17 protein-coding genes are annotated in these 19792 nt (G+C 33.4%); 9 read left to right on the top strand and 8 right to left on the bottom strand.

The window, feature by feature from the left end; translation table 11 throughout:
• Nucleotides 1-107 precede the first annotated feature (107 nt).
• From ACTJIW_RS05540 to ACTJIW_RS05525, 4 genes are all read left to right on the top strand, one after another.
• Nucleotides 108-2168 (top strand): S9 family peptidase, encoded by a 2061-nt coding sequence (locus tag ACTJIW_RS05540; RefSeq protein ID WP_433810211.1) that lies wholly within the window; start codon nt 108-110, stop codon nt 2166-2168.
• Between the two features lie 70 nt (nt 2169-2238).
• A complete protein-coding gene (locus ACTJIW_RS05535) occupies nt 2239-3279 on the top strand; it encodes a PLP-dependent cysteine synthase family protein (RefSeq protein WP_012024623.1) in 1041 nt (346 codons plus the stop codon).
• 373 nt (nt 3280-3652) lie between these two features.
• Nucleotides 3653-4573, top strand: a complete 921-nt coding sequence (locus ACTJIW_RS05530; protein ID WP_440715023.1) for a LamG domain-containing protein — start codon at nt 3653-3655, stop codon at nt 4571-4573.
• A 344-nt stretch (nt 4574-4917) separates the two neighbouring features.
• A complete protein-coding gene (locus tag ACTJIW_RS05525) occupies nt 4918-5811 on the top strand; it encodes a LamG domain-containing protein (RefSeq protein WP_440715024.1) in 894 nt (297 codons plus the stop codon).
• A gap of 268 nt (nt 5812-6079) precedes the next feature.
• Here the strand turns inward: ACTJIW_RS05525 and ACTJIW_RS05520 are convergent, their stop codons facing one another.
• The 3 genes from ACTJIW_RS05520 to gcvT all read right to left on the bottom strand — a co-directional run bounded on the left by ACTJIW_RS05520 (nt 6080) and on the right by gcvT (nt 10254).
• Nucleotides 6080-6793 carry a YebC/PmpR family DNA-binding transcriptional regulator gene (locus tag ACTJIW_RS05520; RefSeq protein WP_012024626.1) on the bottom strand — a complete coding sequence of 238 codons (714 nt, stop codon included), beginning with the start codon at nt 6791-6793 and terminating at the stop codon, nt 6080-6082.
• 138 nt (nt 6794-6931) lie between these two features.
• The gene (locus tag ACTJIW_RS05515) at nt 6932-8962 is read right to left on the bottom strand and encodes a S41 family peptidase (RefSeq protein ID WP_440715025.1); all 2031 of its coding nucleotides are present in this window, start codon (nt 8960-8962) and stop codon (nt 6932-6934) included.
• Nucleotides 8963-9171: 209 nt separating this feature from the next.
• On the bottom strand, nt 9172-10254 hold the full coding sequence (gene gcvT / locus ACTJIW_RS05510) for a glycine cleavage system aminomethyltransferase GcvT (RefSeq protein ID WP_012024628.1): 1083 nt from the start codon (nt 10252-10254) through the stop codon (nt 9172-9174).
• Nucleotides 10255-10585: 331 nt separating this feature from the next.
• On the opposite strand from gcvT, the gene ACTJIW_RS05505 reads away from it, so the two are divergent.
• The 3 genes from ACTJIW_RS05505 to ACTJIW_RS05495 all read left to right on the top strand — a co-directional run bounded on the left by ACTJIW_RS05505 (nt 10586) and on the right by ACTJIW_RS05495 (nt 12764).
• Complete coding sequence (locus tag ACTJIW_RS05505; protein WP_440715026.1) at nt 10586-11431, top strand: NAD(P)H-hydrate dehydratase; 846 nt, start codon at nt 10586-10588, stop codon at nt 11429-11431.
• A gap of 180 nt (nt 11432-11611) precedes the next feature.
• Nucleotides 11612-12391, top strand: coding sequence for a HipA family kinase (locus tag ACTJIW_RS05500; protein ID WP_440715027.1), 780 nt, complete (start codon nt 11612-11614; stop codon nt 12389-12391).
• Nucleotides 12381-12764 carry a DUF3037 domain-containing protein gene (locus ACTJIW_RS05495; protein ID WP_012024631.1) on the top strand — a complete coding sequence of 128 codons (384 nt, stop codon included), beginning with the start codon at nt 12381-12383 and terminating at the stop codon, nt 12762-12764. Before ACTJIW_RS05500 ends, ACTJIW_RS05495 begins: the two co-directional genes overlap by 11 nt.
• Nucleotides 12765-13121: 357 nt before the next feature.
• Here ACTJIW_RS05495 and ACTJIW_RS05490 read toward each other — a convergent pair whose 3' ends face one another.
• Nucleotides 13122-14228 carry a pectate lyase family protein gene (locus tag ACTJIW_RS05490; RefSeq protein ID WP_274253022.1) on the bottom strand — a complete coding sequence of 369 codons (1107 nt, stop codon included), beginning with the start codon at nt 14226-14228 and terminating at the stop codon, nt 13122-13124.
• 234 nt (nt 14229-14462) lie between these two features.
• On the opposite strand from ACTJIW_RS05490, the gene ACTJIW_RS05485 reads away from it, so the two are divergent.
• Complete coding sequence (locus ACTJIW_RS05485) at nt 14463-15032, top strand: Crp/Fnr family transcriptional regulator (protein ID WP_012024633.1); 570 nt, start codon at nt 14463-14465, stop codon at nt 15030-15032.
• A gap of 324 nt (nt 15033-15356) precedes the next feature.
• Here ACTJIW_RS05485 and ACTJIW_RS05480 read toward each other — a convergent pair whose 3' ends face one another.
• The 3 genes from ACTJIW_RS05480 to ACTJIW_RS05470 form a co-directional block, all read right to left on the bottom strand.
• Nucleotides 15357-15863 carry a GNAT family N-acetyltransferase gene (locus ACTJIW_RS05480; protein ID WP_440715028.1) on the bottom strand — a complete coding sequence of 169 codons (507 nt, stop codon included), beginning with the start codon at nt 15861-15863 and terminating at the stop codon, nt 15357-15359.
• 267 nt (nt 15864-16130) lie between these two features.
• Nucleotides 16131-17135 carry a hypothetical protein gene (locus ACTJIW_RS05475; protein ID WP_440715029.1) on the bottom strand — a complete coding sequence of 335 codons (1005 nt, stop codon included), beginning with the start codon at nt 17133-17135 and terminating at the stop codon, nt 16131-16133.
• Nucleotides 17136-17345: 210 nt separating this feature from the next.
• A complete protein-coding gene (locus tag ACTJIW_RS05470) occupies nt 17346-17789 on the bottom strand; it encodes a hypothetical protein (RefSeq protein WP_440715030.1) in 444 nt (147 codons plus the stop codon).
• 136 nt (nt 17790-17925) lie between these two features.
• On the opposite strand from ACTJIW_RS05470, the gene ACTJIW_RS05465 reads away from it, so the two are divergent.
• Nucleotides 17926-18309 (top strand): helix-turn-helix domain-containing protein, encoded by a 384-nt coding sequence (locus ACTJIW_RS05465; RefSeq protein ID WP_440715031.1) that lies wholly within the window; start codon nt 17926-17928, stop codon nt 18307-18309.
• A 73-nt stretch (nt 18310-18382) separates the two neighbouring features.
• Here ACTJIW_RS05465 and ACTJIW_RS05460 read toward each other — a convergent pair.
• Nucleotides 18383-19749, bottom strand: a protein-coding gene (locus tag ACTJIW_RS05460) for an IS3 family transposase (protein WP_440718436.1) whose coding sequence is annotated in 2 segments (ribosomal slippage) — nt 18383-19281 and nt 19281-19749 — 1368 coding nt in all. Because the reading frame shifts where the segments join, the coding sequence is not laid out codon by codon here.
• Between the last annotated feature and the right edge of the window lie 43 nt (nt 19750-19792).

Below are 19792 nucleotides of genomic sequence, written 5' to 3'. Positions count from 1 at the left end.
GCTGTATGATTACAATAGAATATTTTATGAAAAATTTAATTTCGTTCTATATGTGATTGTAGTATTTTTGCGTCTCCGAATTAAAAACCTAATGCTTAATTAAATCAATGCAGAACGATATACTGGCTCCAAAGGCTAAAGAAATTCCAAAATCATTAAAGAAACATAAAGAAACAAGAATCGATAATTATTTTTGGCTGAATGACAGAGAAAATCCAGAAGTTATCGATTATCTGAATAAAGAAAACGAATACTACCAAAAATCGACGGCTCATACAAAAGGTTTACAAGAATCTTTATATGAGGAAATGAAAGGAAGAATTAAAGAAGACGATTCGTCTGTTCCTTATTTTTATAACGGTTATTTCTACATTACACGATTTGAAACGGGACAGGATTACCCTATTTTCGCCAGAAAAAAAGGAAGTCTTTCGGCAGATGAAGAAATTCTTTTCAACTGCAACGAATTAGCAAAAGGCCATGCATATTTTAAATTAGGAGGTTTAAGTATAAGTCCGGATAACAAATTTGCGAGTTTTGGAACCGATATTGTAGGAAGAAGAATTTATACAATTCAAATTAAAAACCTCGAAACAGGAGAAATTCTGGCTGATAAAATCGAAAATGCTACAGGCGGATCTGTTTGGGCAAATGATAACAAAACTATTTTTTATACCAAACAGGACGAAGTTACTTTAAGAGCTGATAAAATTTTCAGACATAAATTAAATACAGATTCTGCTTCGGATGTTTTGGTTTATAATGAAACCGACGATACTTTTAATGTTTCGGTAAACAAAGAAAAATCAAGAAAATATATTGTAATTAGTTCAGGAAGTACTTTAACGACTGAATATAGAATCCTGAATTCCGACAATCCAGATGGAGAGTTTGAAGTGTTTCAGCCTCGTGTACGCGGTTTAGAATACAGTATTTCTCATTACGAAGATTCATTTTATATTTTAACGAATAAAGACAAAGCAACCAATTTTAAATTGATGAAAACGCCTGAAAATAAAACAGGCAAAAAAAATTGGGTTGATGTGATTCCGCATAGAGAAGATGTTTTATTAGAAGATATTGAGATCTTTAAAAACTATTTAGTGGTAGAAGAGCGTTCTAATGGTTTAAATCATATCAGAATTATGCCTTGGAACGACGAACCAGATTATTATCTGCCATTTGGAAGTGAAACTTATAGTGCTTTCACTACTACAAATATCGATTTTGATACCGATATTCTGCGTTACAGTTATCAATCGCTGGCAACACCATCTTCGGTAATTGATTTTAATATGAAAACTAAAACCAAAGAGATCTTAAAAGAACAGCAGGTTTTAGGAGGAAAATTTGATAAAGAAAATTACGTAGAAGAGCGTGTTTGGGCAACTGCAAGAGATGGAGTAAAAGTGCCAATTTCGATGATTTACCGAAAAGGACTGCAGAAAAACGGTAAAAATCCGTTACTTCTTTATGCTTACGGTTCATACGGAATTACAATGGATACTTATTTCTCATCAACAAGACTTTCTTTATTAGACCGCGGATTTGTTTATGCAATCGCACATATTAGAGGAGGAGAGGACTTAGGAAGACAATGGTATGAGGACGGAAAACTGTTAAAAAAGAAAAATACCTTTACAGATTTCATCGATTGCTCTAAATTTGTAATAGACGAGAAATATACTTCGCCAGAACATCTTTATGCTGAAGGTGGATCTGCAGGAGGACTTTTAATGGGTGTTATTGTAAATGAAGCACCAGAATTATACAACGGCGTTATTGCTCAGGTACCTTTTGTAGATGTTATTACAACAATGCTGGATGACAGTATTCCGCTTACAACAGGAGAATATGACGAATGGGGAAACCCAAATAATAAAAAGTATTATGATTATATGTTGTCGTATTCACCTTACGACAATGTAAAAGCGCAAAATTATCCAAATATGTATGTGTCTACAGGATTACATGATTCGCAGGTACAATATTGGGAGCCAGCTAAATGGGTCGCCAAATTGAGAATTTTAAAAACAAATAACAATCAATTGTTTTTAGATACTAATATGGATGCCGGACATGGCGGGGCTTCAGGACGTTTTGAGGCTTTAAAAGACTTAGCAAAAGAATTTAGTTTTTTATTAGATTTAGAAAAAATTAAAAGCTAATTAGAAATTTTTTGTTAAATTTGCAACCTATCAAGGTTATTTAAAAATACCTTCGATTAACTATTTTTTTATGAAAGAAGAAATAAACGCTTATAATAATGTTTTAGAGTTAATAGGTAACACCCCACTTATTAAACTAAATAAAATCACCGAAGAGTTAGAAGGAAATTTCTACGCAAAGGTAGAAGCTTTTAATCCAGGTCATTCCTCAAAAGATAGAATAGCGTTATATATTATTGAAGAAGCCGAAAGAAAAGGAATATTATCACCAGGCGACACCATAATTGAGACAACATCTGGTAATACAGGTTTCAGCTTAGCAATGGTAAGTATAATAAAAGGGTATAATTGTATTCTGGCCGTAAGTTCAAAATCATCTAAGGACAAAATTGACATGCTGCGAAGTTTAGGAGCAAAAGTGTATGTCTGTCCGGCCCACGTTTCTGCAGATGATGAAAGATCTTATTATAATGTAGCAAAACGTTTACACGAGGAAACAAAAGGTTCAGTTTACATTAATCAATATTTCAACCAGCTAAATATTGATGCCCACTACAACACTACAGGTCCCGAAATCTGGGAACAAACAAAAGGAAAAATTACACATCTTATTGCTTGCAGCGGAACCGGAGGAACAATTTCAGGAACTGCGAAATTCTTAAAAGAGCAAAATCCGAATATTAGAATCTTAGGTGTTGATGCTTTTGGATCAGTATTGAAAAAATATCATGAAACAAGAGAGTTTGACAGCAAAGAAATTTACCCATATCGTATAGAAGGTTTAGGTAAAAATTTAATTCCATCAGCTACAGATTTCGACATCATCGATAAATTCATGAAAGTGACCGATGAAGAAAGTGCACACTCAGCAAGAGAAATCACTCGTAAAGAAGGTTTATTTGTTGGATATACATCTGGAGCAGTAATGCAGGCGATTAAACAATATGCAGAAGAAGGTGAGTTTACAAAAGACAGTAATATTATAGCGATTTTCCCTGATCATGGTTCACGCTACATGAGTAAAGTATTCAGCGATGACTGGATGAATGAACAAGGTTTCTTTGATAGTGTTAATGAAGAAGAAGCTCAAAAAATTGAATTTGTAAAATAAGATTTATCTTAAATATATTTAAAACTCCATTCAAACCGAATGGAGTTTTTTTTATTAACTATCTGTATTTTGTTGTCTAAAACTGCATCTTTTGTGGAGAAATCTTGCTTTTTGTAAATGTTAAATAATAATAATTGTTTGAAAATACCGTATTAATACGTAAGAAATAGTGTTTTTGGTTGAATAAAATATATTATTTTAATAAAAAATCCTAAAGTATAATAATCTGATTTAAAGTTAAAACCATCAAATTTGGTTATTTTAACGATTTTTTAGGTTACTTAACGAAGAAATTTTCGACGAACAGCATATTAACATAGATTAGCGGGTGTAAAATTAACACACTTAGTTTTAACCCTTTAAATCTATTGTCATGAAAAAATTACTACTCTCGTTGCTGTTTGTAAGTTATTTGAATGTTGCTGCTCAAAATCCAATTCAGGAGTTTAATTTCAATGGAACTTTAAATAATACCTCTAATACAACTTCTTTCATGGGGACAAATGATTTTGTTGCTGATAGGACTGGAGCAGTGGGAAAAGCCCAAAGACTAAACAAAAAAGCGTTAGAAGCTGTAATAGATAATCTGCCTCAGGCCAATACAGCAAGAACAATAAGCCTATGGGTTAAGTTTAATGATATTGCTTCAGCAAATTATATTTGGGGTTACGGCTCGCCTTATAATGCACAGTATTTTGGCTTATTGCAGCAAGGTACAACATCATCAAACTCAGATTTAAGTCTGGCAGGATGGGGAGCAAGTAATGATGTTATTATTTCGACTCCATTAGCAAAAGGAATTTGGTACCAATACACGATAACATTTGATGGAACTGTTTCCAGAATGTATAGAAATGGTGAGTTATTGAAGTATATAAGCGGTTTAAAGCGTTCTACAAACGGAAATATATTTAGATTAGGCGAAATCAATACAGCGGTAGGAATCAATGCTGATATAGACGATTTAAAGATTTATAATATTGCTTTGACAGATGAACAGGTTTTGGAGTCTTATAATAGCTCAAAACCACTTATTCCGGCGATTTCAGAAACAACAACTACAGCAAAAGCTGCAAAAGGAATAGTAAAAACTAAAACCAATATAAAATCAGCGGGATCAGGTTCGATAATTGCAGCTGCTGATTTAAATACGGGTTCAAAAAATATCGAAGTGTTTTCGCAAGGGCAGAAGGTGCTGGGGAATAATAGTTCAATTACTATAAGCGATCTTCCGGAAGGAACTTATCTGCTGAAAATAACAAATACACCAGGCAAGAAAATTACTTCAAAATAAGTCATTACTTTAATTTTAAATAGTTAGTTAGTTTTTTTATATTTTTTAGCAGCAATCAGGTTTTGGAACACGAAAAAAAGCCTTCTGGTATTCAGGAGGCTTTTTGATTTTTCAGTACCCAAATAACTTTGTACTTCGTTAAAATGATTCAGAAAAAGGTGTGTTTTTATTTTTGTGAGAATTCTATATTTGTGTGTAAGAATCGCTTGGTGATGTTGAATTAAAATTATAGTTTTAACAAAATTTGTAAAAATATAATTAATATTTTAAGAAACAGAAGGTTTTTACTGTGACTTAGATTATTGAAAAACATATAAAATATACCATATAATCTCTTTTTGCATATGAAAAAAACATTACTCACTTTCTTGTTTGTGAGTTTTTTAAGCGTGAATGCTCAGAATCCCGTTCAGGAATTTAATTTTAATGGAAATTTAAATAGTGCTGACAATTCTATTTCGTTTTTAGGCTCGCCAACTTTTGCTCCAGATAGGCTGGGTGTAGCAAATGGAGCTTTACGATTAAATAATAAAGCATTTCAGGCTGTGGTTGGCGATCTTCCGCAAGCTAATAAACCAAGAACAATTTCTGTTTGGGTTAAATTTAATGCCATAACACTGCCTAATTATGTTTTAGGTTATGGTACGGCAGTAAACGGACAGTATTTTGGTTTATCACAGCAAACAGCAGCAGGAGGAAATTCAGATTTAAGTCTGATAGGCTGGGGAGATGCAGGTAATGTTGTGGCTTCGGTTCCGCTTGCAAAAGATACTTGGTATTTTTATAGTATCACGTATGACGGAAATGTTTCAAAAGTATATCGTAACGGAGTATTAATAAAAAGTGCCGAAGGAATTTCGCGTGCTACAAAAGGTTATATTTTAAACATCGGAAAACTTAATACATCGACAAGTATTAACGCTGATATTGATGATTTAAAATTATATACTGTAGCAATGACAGATGAACAGGTTATGGAATCGTATAACAGTTCGAAACCAGTTCCGGCAGTAACTGAAACCGCACCAGTTTCTACTGCAAGAAAAGTAACTATTCTGCCAGCTAAGACCTCATCGTCTTCAAGTGCAGTTCCCCCGGTTGAATCTTATAAAATGAGTAAAAATGTTGAGGTTTTCTCGCAAGGCAAACAAATTCCAGGGATCAACGCTTCTAATATAACCGATTTACCAGAAGGTACTTATTTGATTAAAGTAACAAATGGCGCTCCAAAAAAGTAATTGGTAATTTTTATATATAAAAAAGCCTTCTGAATTTCAGAAGGCTTTTGTTTTTCTAGCTGATTACGCTGATTACTATAAATAGAACTACTAGTAATATTACGGCGTATCTTGTGATTTTTGAGGTTTGCATAAAATTATATTTAGTTAAGTTTATTTCTAAGATTAGCAAATATAATTTTTTATTTGATTTAAAAAAGCCAAAGCGTGCTAAAACAAAAAAACTCCAGAAAAATCCGGAGCTTTAATAATGTATTTTCAGAAAAAACTATTCTTCTTTCATAGTATGATAAACGTTCATAACGTCATCATCTTCTTCGATTTTTTCGATTAATTTTTCAACATCAGCGATTTGAGCTTCTGTTAATTCTTTTGTGATTTGCGGAATACGCTCAAAACCAGAAGATAAAATTTCAAGACCTCTGTTTTCTAATTCTTTTTGTAAAGCACCAAAACTTCCAAAAGGAGCGTAGATCAAGATTCCGTCTTCGTCTTCAAAAACTTCTTCGGCACCAAAATCAATTAATTCAAGTTCTAATTCTTCAGCATCGATGCCATCTTTTGCAATTCTGAAATTACAAGTATGATCGAACATAAACTCAACAGAACCCTGAGTTCCCATTGTACCGTTGCATTTATTAAAATAGCTTCTAATGTTTGCTACTGTTCTGTTATTGTTATCAGATGCAGTTTCGATCAAAATAGCAATTCCATGAGGAGCATATCCTTCAAATAAAATCTCTTTATAGTTTGCAGTATCTTTGTTACTTGCATTTTTTATTGCACGCTCAACATTGTCTTTTGGCATGTTGGCTGCTTTCGCGTTTTGTATAACAGCTCTTAATCTAGAATTGGCGTCAGGGTTAGGACCGCCTTCTTTAACAGCCATAACGATGTCTTTACCAATTCTGGTAAATGTTTTGGCCATTGCAGACCAACGTTTCATTTTTCTTCCTTTTCTAAATTCGAACGCTCTTCCCATTTCTAATTTTTAGTTTTGTGTTGCAAAAATAAAGGTTATTCCTTATTTATCCAAAATCAAAATTTAAGTTTTTTTCTATTTGTTTCAGGTTTGCAGTCTCAGTTTTTAACTTGAAACCTCAAACTTGAAAAAAAGAGCTTACTTCGAACCGTTAAACTCATTAATAATATTTACGGCTTCGTTTAGATAAGGATTTGTTTTCAAATTATCCATTTGATATTGGTTGATTGTTTTGTCGTTTGGATAAACCCCCAATAAAAGCTGATTTACAGAAGAGTTGTAAACATCCAGTGGATTATTCTCGTCATTAAAAGTGTTGATCTCAGTCCAAAGTGAATTCACAACTTTTTTCTGTTTAAAAACAGCATCTAAAGTCATCGGAATTTCTGCTTTTGGAGTATTAACCAGCTGATCTATTTTTTGATTGATTTTTTTAATTCCGTTAAAATAATAATTGTCAGCTAGTCTCAAAGTACTGTTTTTAGCTATTTTATCAATTAAGCTGCGTTTTACATAAGGGCGGTATTTTAGAACAGATTCAATACTGTCATTTTTAATAGCAGTAGGAAAATCACTTTCTTTTTGATAAACATCTTCATAAAATTCCGGAAGAACAACATCTGGAGTAACGCCAACATATTGATGGCTTTTTCCAGTAACGCGATAAAACTTATTGATTGTAATTTTTAAGAAATCTGTATTTTTAGTTTCGTCCAGCGAAAGAATAGTCTGCATGGTAGCTTTACCAAGCGTACTGCTTCCAAGTAAAAGCGCTCTATTGTAATCCTGCATAATAGAAGAAAAGAATTCACTCGCTGAAGCCGTGTTGCTATTTACCAAAACTACTATTGGACCTCTGTAGATTAGTCCTTTGTATGGATCGTTTATTATCGATTTTTCTTTAGTATGATCGACTACTATCGAAAGAGGCCCGTAATCAATAAACATTCCGGCCAGTTTTATAGCCTCTTCCATAGAACCGCCGCCATTATCAATTAAATCGATAACGAGACCTTTAATATTATCTCTTTCTAGTTTAATAACTTCGCGTGCTACATCATCGGCGCAGCCTTTGCGGCTGTTTCCGTCTAAATCAGCATAAAAACTTGGAATTTTTATGTAACCTATTTTACTTTCTTTGCCTATTATAAAACTGAAAACCGAGTTTTCTTCGTCTTTCATAACTTGCTTTTCAATATGCACATCAAAGTTTTTGCCTGAGTTTCTTTTCAGCGTAAGGGTAAGACTTTTATTGGCTTCAGACATAATCATTGTAGAAATAGATTCTAATGAAGCACACGAAACCTGAAGCGTTTCTTTATGGTTAGAAACCGAAATAATCTGATCTCCTTTTTTTATCAATCCTGTTTGGTAAGCAGGACCATTTGGGTCAATTTCGTGTACAATAATTTCATTTTTTTCGTTTAAATTAACGGTCATTCCTAAAGATAAATGCTCTTTTGATAATGACGCTACAAAACTCGATTTAGAATCATTGCTAAAATAAGCTGTATGCGGATCAAAATAAGTACAAAAGAAATTATACAGATTTTCGTCTTGTTTTGTTTTAGTTTCCAAAAGCGTGCTTATACGGCATATTTCATTTGACAAAATCAGTTTTCTGGATTTTGCTTCAATCGAATTAAAGTTGGTTTTTATGGAATCTAAATTGTTACTTACTTCGGCTATATCATCCAGGATTTGATAGCGGAGTTTTTTACGCCATACTTTTTCCAGATCTTCTTTTTTAAGGTAAAAAGCGAATGATTTTTTATAAAAGCGAATAGTATCTTTCTTTGTATAATCAAAAGCAGTCGATTGAATTTTTTCAAGAACTTCCTTTGTTCTTATTAATCCATTTACATATTTTGCTGTAATATCAGTCAAAAAACTGCAGTCGTTTTCAAGTATTAAATCGTCGATATTTAAACGATATTTAGCAGCTAATTCGTCGTATTCACTTTTAAAGAAAATGTTTCGGGAAGGATCTAATTCATTGATTAAATTATCAAAAACAAAAACAGACAAGCTGTCATCTACAGGTTTTGGTCTTAGATGTTCAGTTTGGATAACAGCATTTATTTTGTTCAGTATTTCGCATGTCTCCGCGCTATTTTGACTAAATAGGAAAGAGGTAATCAGTAAAAACAGCGTCGAAAATTTTCTCATAAGTTTGACATCAATGTGTACATTAAAGTTACGCTTATTTTCTGATACGATTTTATATTATTTATAAAAAATCTTACAGATAAATACTCGATCTAAACTTTAATGATTGAAATGTGTAAAGAATTAACTTTAAAATGAATTAATCTGCCATAAAAAAATGCATTACAATTTGACTTGTAATGCATTATGAAAATTATATGTTTAAAAAATTATTTCTTGTAAAAAGGTAATTTTACCACTTTTGCAGGAACATCATTTTTTCTGATTCTAATAAAAATATCGCTGTCAACAGCACTGTTTGCTACCGTTACATATCCTAAACCAATTCCTTTATTCATAGAAGGCGACATAGTTCCAGAAGTTACGATTCCAATAACATTTCCTTCGCCGTCAACAATTTCATAATCGTGTCTTGGCACTGCACGCTCCTGCATTTCAAAAGCAATTAATTTTCTGGCAACACCAGCTTCTTTTTGTTTTTTAAGAGCTTCAGAGTTTGTAAAATCTTTTGTAAATTTAGTAATCCATCCTAGACCAGCTTCAAGTGGAGAAGTAGTATCGTTAATATCATTTCCGTATAAACAGAATCCCATTTCAAGACGCAAAGTGTCACGTGCTGCAAGACCAATAGGTTTGATTCCGTAAGCAGCTCCAGCTTCAAAAACTTTATTCCAGATTTGTTCTACTTCGTTGTTTTTACAGTAAATTTCAAATCCGCCAGAACCAGTATAACCTGTAGCAGAAATAATTACATGTTCGATTCCGGCAAAATCGCCTACCTCAAAATGGTAATACGTAATCGCAGATAAATCTACAGAAGTTAAAGCCTGCATAGCTTCAACTGCTTTTGGTCCCTGAATTGCCAATAAAGAATAGTCATCAGAAAGATTTCTCATTTCAACTCCCAAATCATTATAAGAGGAAATCCAGTTCCAGTCTTTTTCAATATTCGAAGCATTTACAACTAGTAAATACTGCTCTTCTTTCATTTTATAAATAATCAAATCGTCAACGATTCCGCCTTCATTATTTGGCAGACAAGAATATTGCGCTCTTCCAATTGTCAACGTCGAAGCATCATTTGAAGTTACTTTTTGAATCAATGCCAATGCATTTGGACCAGTAAGCAAAAATTCTCCCATGTGCGAAACATCAAAAACCCCCACACCATTACGAACCGTTTCATGTTCAGCATTTACACCTTCGTATGTAATAGGCATGTTATAACCTGCAAAAGGCAGCATTTTCGCTCCCAGACTCTCATGTATGTGCGTAAGCGCAGTATTTTTCATTGTGTTGTTTTATAAAATTGTTTTGCAAATCTATTCAAAAAATATCTAATTAGAATGCCTTAAATTATAAATTTCGCAATAATTAGGAGCTATTTCCTGCTATCCGCTATATCTTTTTGTTTTTAAAGAAAAAACAAAAAGGATGCCGCTGCTATCAGGGCTAGAGGTGACCGTTAGAAAGAAACGTTTATGCTTTCAATTTTTTATGTAACTTTAATATATATAAAGTCATACTTTTTCAAGTTTAGCTATGTTTATTAAAATAAGTGAAACGCCTTTATCCGCAAAGAAAAAACTATGATTCTATGTGTTTAAAATAAAAAGCCATCAAATGAAGTCTCCGTTTTTAATCAATAAAGAAGAAATTTTAAAGATTTATAAACCCGTAAATCCGCACACACATAAGGGAATTCAAGGACATGCCGTGATTATTGCCGGAAGTTATGGCAAAATTGGAGCAGGAGTTCTGGCCTCAAAATCCTGCTTAAAATCTGGCTGCGGACTCGTAACGACTTTTATACCAAAATGCGGTTATCAAATCCTTCAAATTTCCATTTCCGAAGTAATGACCGTGACAGACGAAAATGCCAATTTTATAACCAGTATTCATTTACCATTACAGCCTCAGGCTGTTGGAATTGGACCCGGAATAGGAAAAGAACTCGGAACACAAAAAGCTTTATTCGAATTTTTAAGAATCAACAAAGCGCCATTAGTTATAGATGCAGACGCATTGAATATTTTAGCAGAAAACCAATCCTGGTTAGAATTAGTTCCCGAAGACACAATAGTAACACCTCATCCAAAAGAATTAGAACGCCTGATAGGCAAATGGAATTCTGAAGCCGAAAAATTTCAAAAAACAATCGCTTTTTCAGAAAAATATAAAATCATTGTTGTCATGAAAGGTGCACCGACATTTATAATAAACAGAACTTCAGTCTACGAAAATACAACCGGAAACGCGGCACTTGCAACAGCAGGAAGCGGCGATGTTTTAACCGGAATCCTCACCAGTCTTTTAGCGCAAGGTTATGAACCTAAATACGCTTCAAAATTAGGAGTTTATCTTCATGGATTAACAGCTGATTTAGCTTTACCCAAAACAGGTTACGAATCTTTTACTGCTTCTACAATTATTAAGTATTTAGGAAAAGCTTTTCTGAGTTTAATTTAACCGCAAAGTATGCAAAGGTTTACGCAAAGGATACAAGTATTTTTATCTTAATGCAGAATTTGCTCGCAAAGGCGCAGAGTCGCAANTTCTTTGCGACTCTGCGCCTTTGCGAGATTAAAACTTTGCGAACCTTGCGTAAACCTTTGCGCTCTTTGCGGTTAAAATCATTAAGTTTGTAATATGAAAAATTTCGACTTAAGAACAGTAAATGTCATGCGTTATATAACGCCGCTGCGCGAAGGAGGTTCTTTACCTGCTTTGGCAGAAGCTGATGACGATTTTAAATATGTATTAAAATTTAGGGGAGCCGGTCACGGTGTAAAAGCCCTTATAGCCGAATTAGTTGGCGGACAAATTGCAAAAGCTTTAAAACTACAATTACCAGAATTAGTATTCGCAAATCTCGACGAAGCTTTTGGAAGAACCGAAGCCGATGAAGAAATTCAGGATTTACTGCAGGGGAGTCAGGGATTAAACCTTGCGCTTCACTTTTTATCCGGCGCAATAACTTTTGATCCTGCCGTAACAACTGTCGATGCAAAATTAGCTTCGCAGATTGTCTGGCTGGATGCTTATATTACCAATGTTGACAGAACTTTTAAAAATACCAATATGTTGATTTGGCATAAAGAATTATGGTTGATCGATCACGGAGCGTGTTTGTATTTTCATCATTCATGGAACAACTGGGAACAGCATGCCAAAAGTCCGTTTGCATTGATAAAGGATCACGTTTTACTGCCTCAGGCTTCGCTTTTAAAAGAAGTCGACGCTGATTTTAAAGCCATTTTAACGCCGGAAATTTTAGAAGAAATTGTCAATACAATTCCGCTAGACTGGCTGCAGTGGGAAGATGCAGATGAGACACCAGAAGGTTTGCGAAACGTTTATTTGCAGTTTTTAAAAACAAGATTAGAGAATTCAGAATTATTTGTAAATCAGGCTCAAAATGCAAGATAACCACTTATACGAATATGCTGTGATTCGTGTTGTGCCAAGGGTAGAACGCGAAGAATTCCTAAATATCGGAATCATTTTATTCTGCAAAAAAGCCAAGTTTATTAAAGTGCTTTTTCATCTTAATAAAGAAAAAATACAAGCGCTTTCTTCTGATTTTGACATCGAACAATTAGAATGCAATTTAACCTCATTGGAGAAAATTGCAAACGGAGCCAAAGACGGCGGTCCAATTGCTGAATTTGAAATTCCGGAGCGTTTTAGATGGTTAACAGCTATTAGAAGTTCGGCAATACAAACTTCAAGACCTCATCCGGGTTTGTGTCAGGATTTAGAGAAAACCATTCAGAGATTGTTTGAAGAGTTGGTGCTTTAAAAGGGGCTGAGGTTCTAAGATGCTAAGATTCTAAGGTTTTCTGTGATGCACTCCAATGCGTTTAGGTATTTGCCACAGATTAAAGGGATTAAAATGATTTTTGTTTCACGCAGATTTTCCAGATTTACGCAGATTTAATTTAATAAATTCATCTATTTAAAATCTGCTTAAATCTTTTTAAATCTGCGTGAAAAATTTTTTGTCCTTTCTGCCAACGCTTATCGTGATTACGAGATTAAATAAAAACTTTATGTCCTTGTGTCTTTGTGGAAAAAAATAAAAAACCACGAACTGCATTACTGCAATCCGTGGTTTTAGAAACTAAAACTAACTCATTTTTTTGCTATCCAGAGTTTATTAGAAAGAGCCGCAAATGTTACCGCCCAAAGTTGCTCCTGCGTTAGCAGAAATATCGGCTTTTACAGCTGTTTTATTAAGCTTTACGATAGAATAAGGCGGTGTAAAAGCGGTACCGCTTCCAGCCTGATTTCCTGATACACTTGTAAATACGTTGTCTGTTGCTGTAACAGCAGTAAAACCTGTCATTAAATCGATTGGTGTTTTTACGCCTTCAAAAACATTGCTTTCTACGCGAATATCAGCTTCAAAACCTGCAGCGATGCATTTGTTGCTTACTGTACTGTTAAAGAAACTGTTTACGATATGCACTTTCCCAAAACGTACTCTAGGCATTCTTTCTTTACATCCAGGAGCCCACCAGCATCTTGCAAAAGTGATTCTCAATTTTCCGCGGTCACCAGTTGCACCGTCGCTTGAACCAATTAAGTTTGAATATCTGTGATCATCAGATCCTCCAGAACCTCCAGCTTTTGGCGGTTTTAGATAATGGAATTTAGAATACGTAACCGAAATATAATCAGATTTGTTTTTAATGTCGAAGTTTCCATCAACACCATCTCTAAATTCGCAGTGGTCAACCCAAACGTTTGTACATTCGTCCAAAATTGCATTGTCCCATCCGTCAGTATCATAAGCACCCGGACCTTCAAAAATTAGGTTTCTAATGATAATGTTTTTACATCTTTTGATGTTGATGATTCCAGAAGCATCTTTTGTCTGATTAGTCGAAACCAGTTTTGCGCCATTTGCACCATAAATAGTTTTACCGGTTTGATCCTGAAATGATAATCTGGTCGTAACTGTAATAGTTCCTGAAACTTTAATAACTTTTACAGAGCTGTTTTCAATAGCCGATTTCAGCTGAGCATAAGTAGTAACCGTAGTTTCGGCAGCAGAACCTCCGCCGGTTGTTCCGCCGTTTTGAGAAGCCCAGCCAGGAACTTCGGCACAGTTTCCAATTTTAGCAGTTAAATTGCCCGAAGGAGTTTCGGTTACTGCTTCAGTTTTTGCTTCTGTGTTCGAAGCAATTTCTTCAGAGTTACATGCTGTAAATCCGAAAGTCAATGTTAGTAAAAACATTGAAAGTTTTAATTTTAAGTTCATAATAAGTTTGGTTATTTATAAAAGTTTAACAACGCAAAACTCAGAATTATCTGTAGAAAAAAAATTGAACAAGTTCAAACTTTTGTAAAAAAATCTTGTAAATGTGTTTTTTTAACAGTTGTAAATTTACAAAAATGCATAAATAGTGTATTTTTACGTAATCGATTACATTGTTTAAGCCCCTAATTAATAATGAATTGAGTAACCACTTTTATTCCTTAAACAAAACACAAAATGTACAACCTACTACGAAAAAACATTGAAAGGAAAGTTCCGCTCACTGATGAAGAATGGAACATTATTGTTTCAAAAGCAGAACTTGTAAAATTAAAGAAAAATCAGTTTCTGCAGATTCAGGATTCTCATAACAGTTATGAAGGATTCATTTTAAAAGGATCGTTTAAAACTTACATTGTAAACGAAAACGGAACAGAAACCGTAATTTTCTTTTCGTTTGAAGACGAATGGATGTGTGACCTGGAAAGTTTTTACCATCAAAAACCAACGACCTACAACATTAAAGCCATTGAAGACAGCGAAATTTTGGTTATCAGTAAAATCAAAAAAGCGCAGCTGTTTCAAGAAATCCCAAAAATTATGCAGTTTCACGTTCTTATGATAGAACGTGCAAATGTTGCCATCCAGCAAAGACTCTTGGATGTTCTTAACAAAACTTCGAAACAGCGTTATCTTGATTTTAAAGAGCGTTATCCGCAAAAGGTAAGTTCGATAAACAATAAGAATTTGTCTTCGTATTTGGGAGTTTCTCACGAGTTTCTTTCGAAGATAAAAAGGAGGTGCTAAGATGTTAAGGTTCAGAGTAACAAAGTGACAAAGTGACAAAGGTTTTCTTTAGAGACGCACTGTAGTGCGTCTCACTTTACATGAAAATCTCACAATCCCGATAGCTATTCGGGAGCTGAGACGGGAAGATTTTATATAAAGTTCCCTTGCAGTTTGTCATTTCGACGAAGGAGAAATCCTAGCAAGTAACTCCGCAACGATAATCCAATCTTTGTAGAGCTTCTAGTGGAGATTTGCTTCGCCTGTTCGCTATCGCTTGGGTCTCCTTCTTCGAAATGACAAATCTTACCAAAAACTTTAAACTTTAAACCTGAAATAAATAAACTAAATTTTCTTCTCTAAATATATAAACTCCAAAGGTTCTTCTGAAACCGTTACATGAATTTCACTCTCAGGAAAAGCTTCTCGTTTTCCTGTATCTACATAACCATGACGTTTGTACCACGCCACAAGTTCATCACGCACCGAAATTACTGTCATAATAATACTTGACAATCCTAGAGATTTTGCATGATTTTCGGCTTCTGCCAAAAGTTTTTTCCCAATGCCGCTGTTTTGAAGTTCAGGTGAAACGGTCAGCATTCCTAAATACAATTGATGTCCCTTTTCTACCAATAAAACCGAACCAATAATCTTGTCATTTTCTGTAAATTTTAGAATTGTATTTTTTGGATCAAGAAAGATTTCGGTCATTTCTTGTTCGTCGGTTCTTTTTCCTTCTAGTAAATGCGCTTCGGTTGTCCAGCCTTTTTTAGAAGATTCTCCTCTGTAAGCTGAATTTATTAAGGTTGTTAATGCTGGAATGTCTTCGATTGTTGCTTTTGTAATCATGGTAATCTGATTGTATTATAAATATAAATGGTATCCAGTTTTAACTGGATAAAATTTGAATTGCCTCCAGCTTTAGCTGTGGGAACAAAATTAAATAAGAAAAATGGCTTTAGCCTAATCTTTTAAGTTTTTTGGCTAAAGCCGAATTTAGTTTACAAAACAAAACCTCCAGCTAAAGCTGGAGGCGATTCTTGTTTAATTTGTTGACATTTAAATAGGTATCATGAAAAAGGCTGTAATTTAAAATTTACAGCCTTTTATAAAATATTATTTGTACCAATAATTTGTTTTTGTAATTGATAATGGTGAATCAGGATTCAAAATATTTGTTGTTGTGCGTTTTGATTGTTTTAAATAACCGTCTTCGTCATAGATATACTCATAATCGTATCTCATTTCATACTCAGTAATACCTTCAGAAACACTTTTAGTTTTCCAGTCTAATATATGCATCCAGTTATAAATATAACATCTAAAAATTGGTTCGCTTGAATATATACCTGCTTTTGTATAATCTACAGTAAGTTCATACGTTATAGTGGTAGTTTTATCTTTAAACTCGTATTGATTATCTTTTACAATTCTTGGGTATTTTTTCTGATTCATTTCTATATTTACAAAAACCTTATTGCCTTTGTAACTATATATATAAGTAGTTTTTTGCTCATTTACATAAGCTGTTTGATTAGTAAGGTTACCATTTTTATCTATTTCGTCAAGATATACCTTATATGTTCCGTTTTCTACTTCTTTTATGTCACGTCCTATTTCGTCGTAGAAAATATCTGTAACTGTTCCGTCAGTAGAAGTTACTTTAGAAATAAAACCGCCGTTATTGATTTCGGCTACGATATCTGCATAGTATGTTTTGATTACTTTATTAGCATCGTTAAAATCAAATTTCGAGATATTTCCCACGAATGCATTATTTCTGTACCTGTCTATAGATTGAAGTCGTCCTTTATTATCATAAGAATAACGATTCTCAGATGGATTACTTTCTATTTCATTTCCAAGATTATCTTTGCTAATTCTATAACTGATTTCGCTTGTAAGATGCTTATTTGATGTTTCGGCAGATTTCGCAGTGTTTTTTGCCGTAGTATTAAGAAGTGTTTTGGGAACCAGTTGTATAGCAGGTTTAAAAACTTCCTGATCAGGTAATCTAGAATCATTTACTGTTTCCGGAGTTGTTGAATTTTCCTCGCTTGAACAGCTCATAAATAGTATCGCTGTAAAAGAAAGAAATACTTTTAAAGTAGTTTTGTACATTATAATTTAAGATTTTAATTTTTTGAGGCTTGAAAATTATAAGCCTCGGTTTAACGATGTAAAAATCGGTTATTTTTTTATCATTTTGTTACGGGAAGCCGTAAATGTCTTGCGAATTGAGAAAAGTATTTTTAAAGCTTTTTGTTAATGGAATCATATGCTTAGATTCTCAAAATACTTTACTGGATCAGAAATGAAACTTATAGCATTTCAAGCTTTAATACTTCCTAAAACATTTTCTAATTTTGGTTCGAAAATTTTTCCTTTTAAGTCAATTAATACAAGATTGTGCTTCTCACAAAGATTCAATATTGATTGAAGAATATTGGTAATATTTGAAGGTTTCCTCAAATCAATCCTAAATTGAAATTCTTCGATTTTTGTTTTATCATCGTTTAAACAAATGCATGCATCATTATCTTCTTCATTTTGTCCATTTCCTTTCCAGTTTAAATAAGTTTCATTTCCCCAATTCGCTTTAGGGATAATTTGATCAAGTTCGGAAATGATTGAAGGAATGTCGCCATTAAAATTTTTCCAAAAAACATCAGTCTCTGGTAAAAATTCTGTTTTGTTATTTTTAAAAATGCATTCATAATTATTATCGATTGAATCTTCTGGAACTACGATTAAAAGATATTGCCAAACTGCCATTTTACGATAAGATTAATAATTGGTAATTACTCTCGAGCTGGCTAATATAGAAATTATGAAAATAGTATCTTACAAAAACAACTTTGTTTTTTACCGAAATTTATTTTCGTTTAAGAATTTTAAATATCTTTGAATTATGAGTACAGCAACAAAACCAAAACATATCGGCAGAAATATAAGCCGTATCAGAGAGCTTAAAGATATGAAACAGGAAGCACTGGCACAGGCTTTAGGAACAAGTCAGCAGACGATTTCAGCTATTGAAAACAGCGAAACTGTGGAAGAACAAAAACTAATTGAGATCGCAAAAGCTCTTGGGGTTTCTGTTGAAGCAATTAAAAACTTTTCAGAAGAAGCGGTTTTTAATATTATTGGAAATACTTTTCAAGATCAAAGTGCAGTTTACAATTGCAATTGTACTTTTAATCCTTTAGATAAAGTTGTTGAACTTTACGAACGTTTGGTGCAAGCTGAAAAAGATAAAGTTGAGTATTTGGAGAAGTTGTTGAATGGGAAATAGCCGTTTTTGAAACATATTTTAAAATAAAAAAGAGATCTTTAGACTGCACCCAAAAGTTTAGACAAATTAATAATTAAGTTTTATAATAATGAGCTCGATATTGTATCGGGCTCATTCCTTTTAGATTAAGTTTAATCCTGTCATTATTATAATAATTTATATACTCGATAATCTCTTGTTTCAATTGATTAATGGAAGTGTATTTTTTTAGATAAAACAACTCTGATTTTAATATTCCAAAGAAGTTTTCAATTATCGCATTATCAAGACAATTGCCTTTTCTGGACATGCTTTGCATAATTCCTTTTTTCTTTAATAAATGCTGATATTGTATCATTTGATACTGCCATCCTTGGTCAGAATGCAGAGTCAGATTAGTATTATCGGGTATTTTTTTAAATGCTTTTTCAAGCATATTTAAAACTTGATTAAACACTGGTCTTTGCGATAATTCATAGCTAATTATCTCTCCATTAAACAGATCGATTATCGGCGATAAGTACAATTTATTGCCAGAAACATTAAATTCAGTCACATCGGTTGCCCATTTTTGATTAGGTATATCAGCCTTAAAATTGCGCTGCAGTAGATTAGGGGCTATTTTTCCCTGCTCTCCTTTATACGATCTGTACTTCTTGATTCTGATTAGACTTTTTAATCCTAAAAATTTCATTAATCGAAGCACTGTTTTGTGATTAATTAAAATCCCCTCTTTTTTGAGTAATAGAGTAATACGTCTATATCCTAACCTGCCCTTATGATAATTGTAAATCTGTTTAATTAAATCTTTTATCTCTTGATATTTATCGATTACCTGACCTTTCTTTTCATAGTAATAATACGTACTTCTAACCATGTTCATACAATTTAGCAAAAGATCTAAATCATACTTATGCCTTAATTCCATTATGGTTTGAGCTTTTTGTTTTGATTGGCTTGCTCGGCTTGAACTAAGGCGTTGAACTTTTTTAGAATTTCGTTCTCAGCGCGCAGGTACTCTAACTCCTTTAAGAGTTCCTCTTCCCTGGTTAAAGGTTTGTCTGTTTTTCGTTGCTTTCTCTTAAAATTCATAACTGCTGGTCTGCCACGTGATTTAAGTTCTAAGCCTGCCAAATCATCTTTTGCATATTTTCTTTGCCAGCTAATTATGGTTGACTGCGCTGGAATTTTGAAAATCAAGCAGGCTTCATCCAAAGATAAAGACTTATTTTCAATGGTTTGTATTACTTTTAATTTAAAGTCTGCAGTATAAACTTTATTTTTCTGCCTTGGTAAAAGACCTTCAATTCCAAATTCATTATAGCGGCTAATCCAGCATGTAAGGTTGCTTTCAGCTATCTTGTTTGCTCTAGCTGTGCCTTTAACCGAGTTATGCCTTTTCATAACTTCTTCTACACAACGAAGTTTAAATTCACAATTGTACTTGACTTTTCTTTCCATAAAAATGCCCCCAAATAGTGTCTAACTTTTTGGGGGCAGTTCA

The sequence above is a fragment of the Flavobacterium sp. 22659 genome (assembly GCF_052044235.1).
Taxonomy (GTDB): domain Bacteria; phylum Bacteroidota; class Bacteroidia; order Flavobacteriales; family Flavobacteriaceae; genus Flavobacterium; species Flavobacterium johnsoniae.
This window is presented reverse-complemented; position numbering and strand designations above follow the sequence as displayed.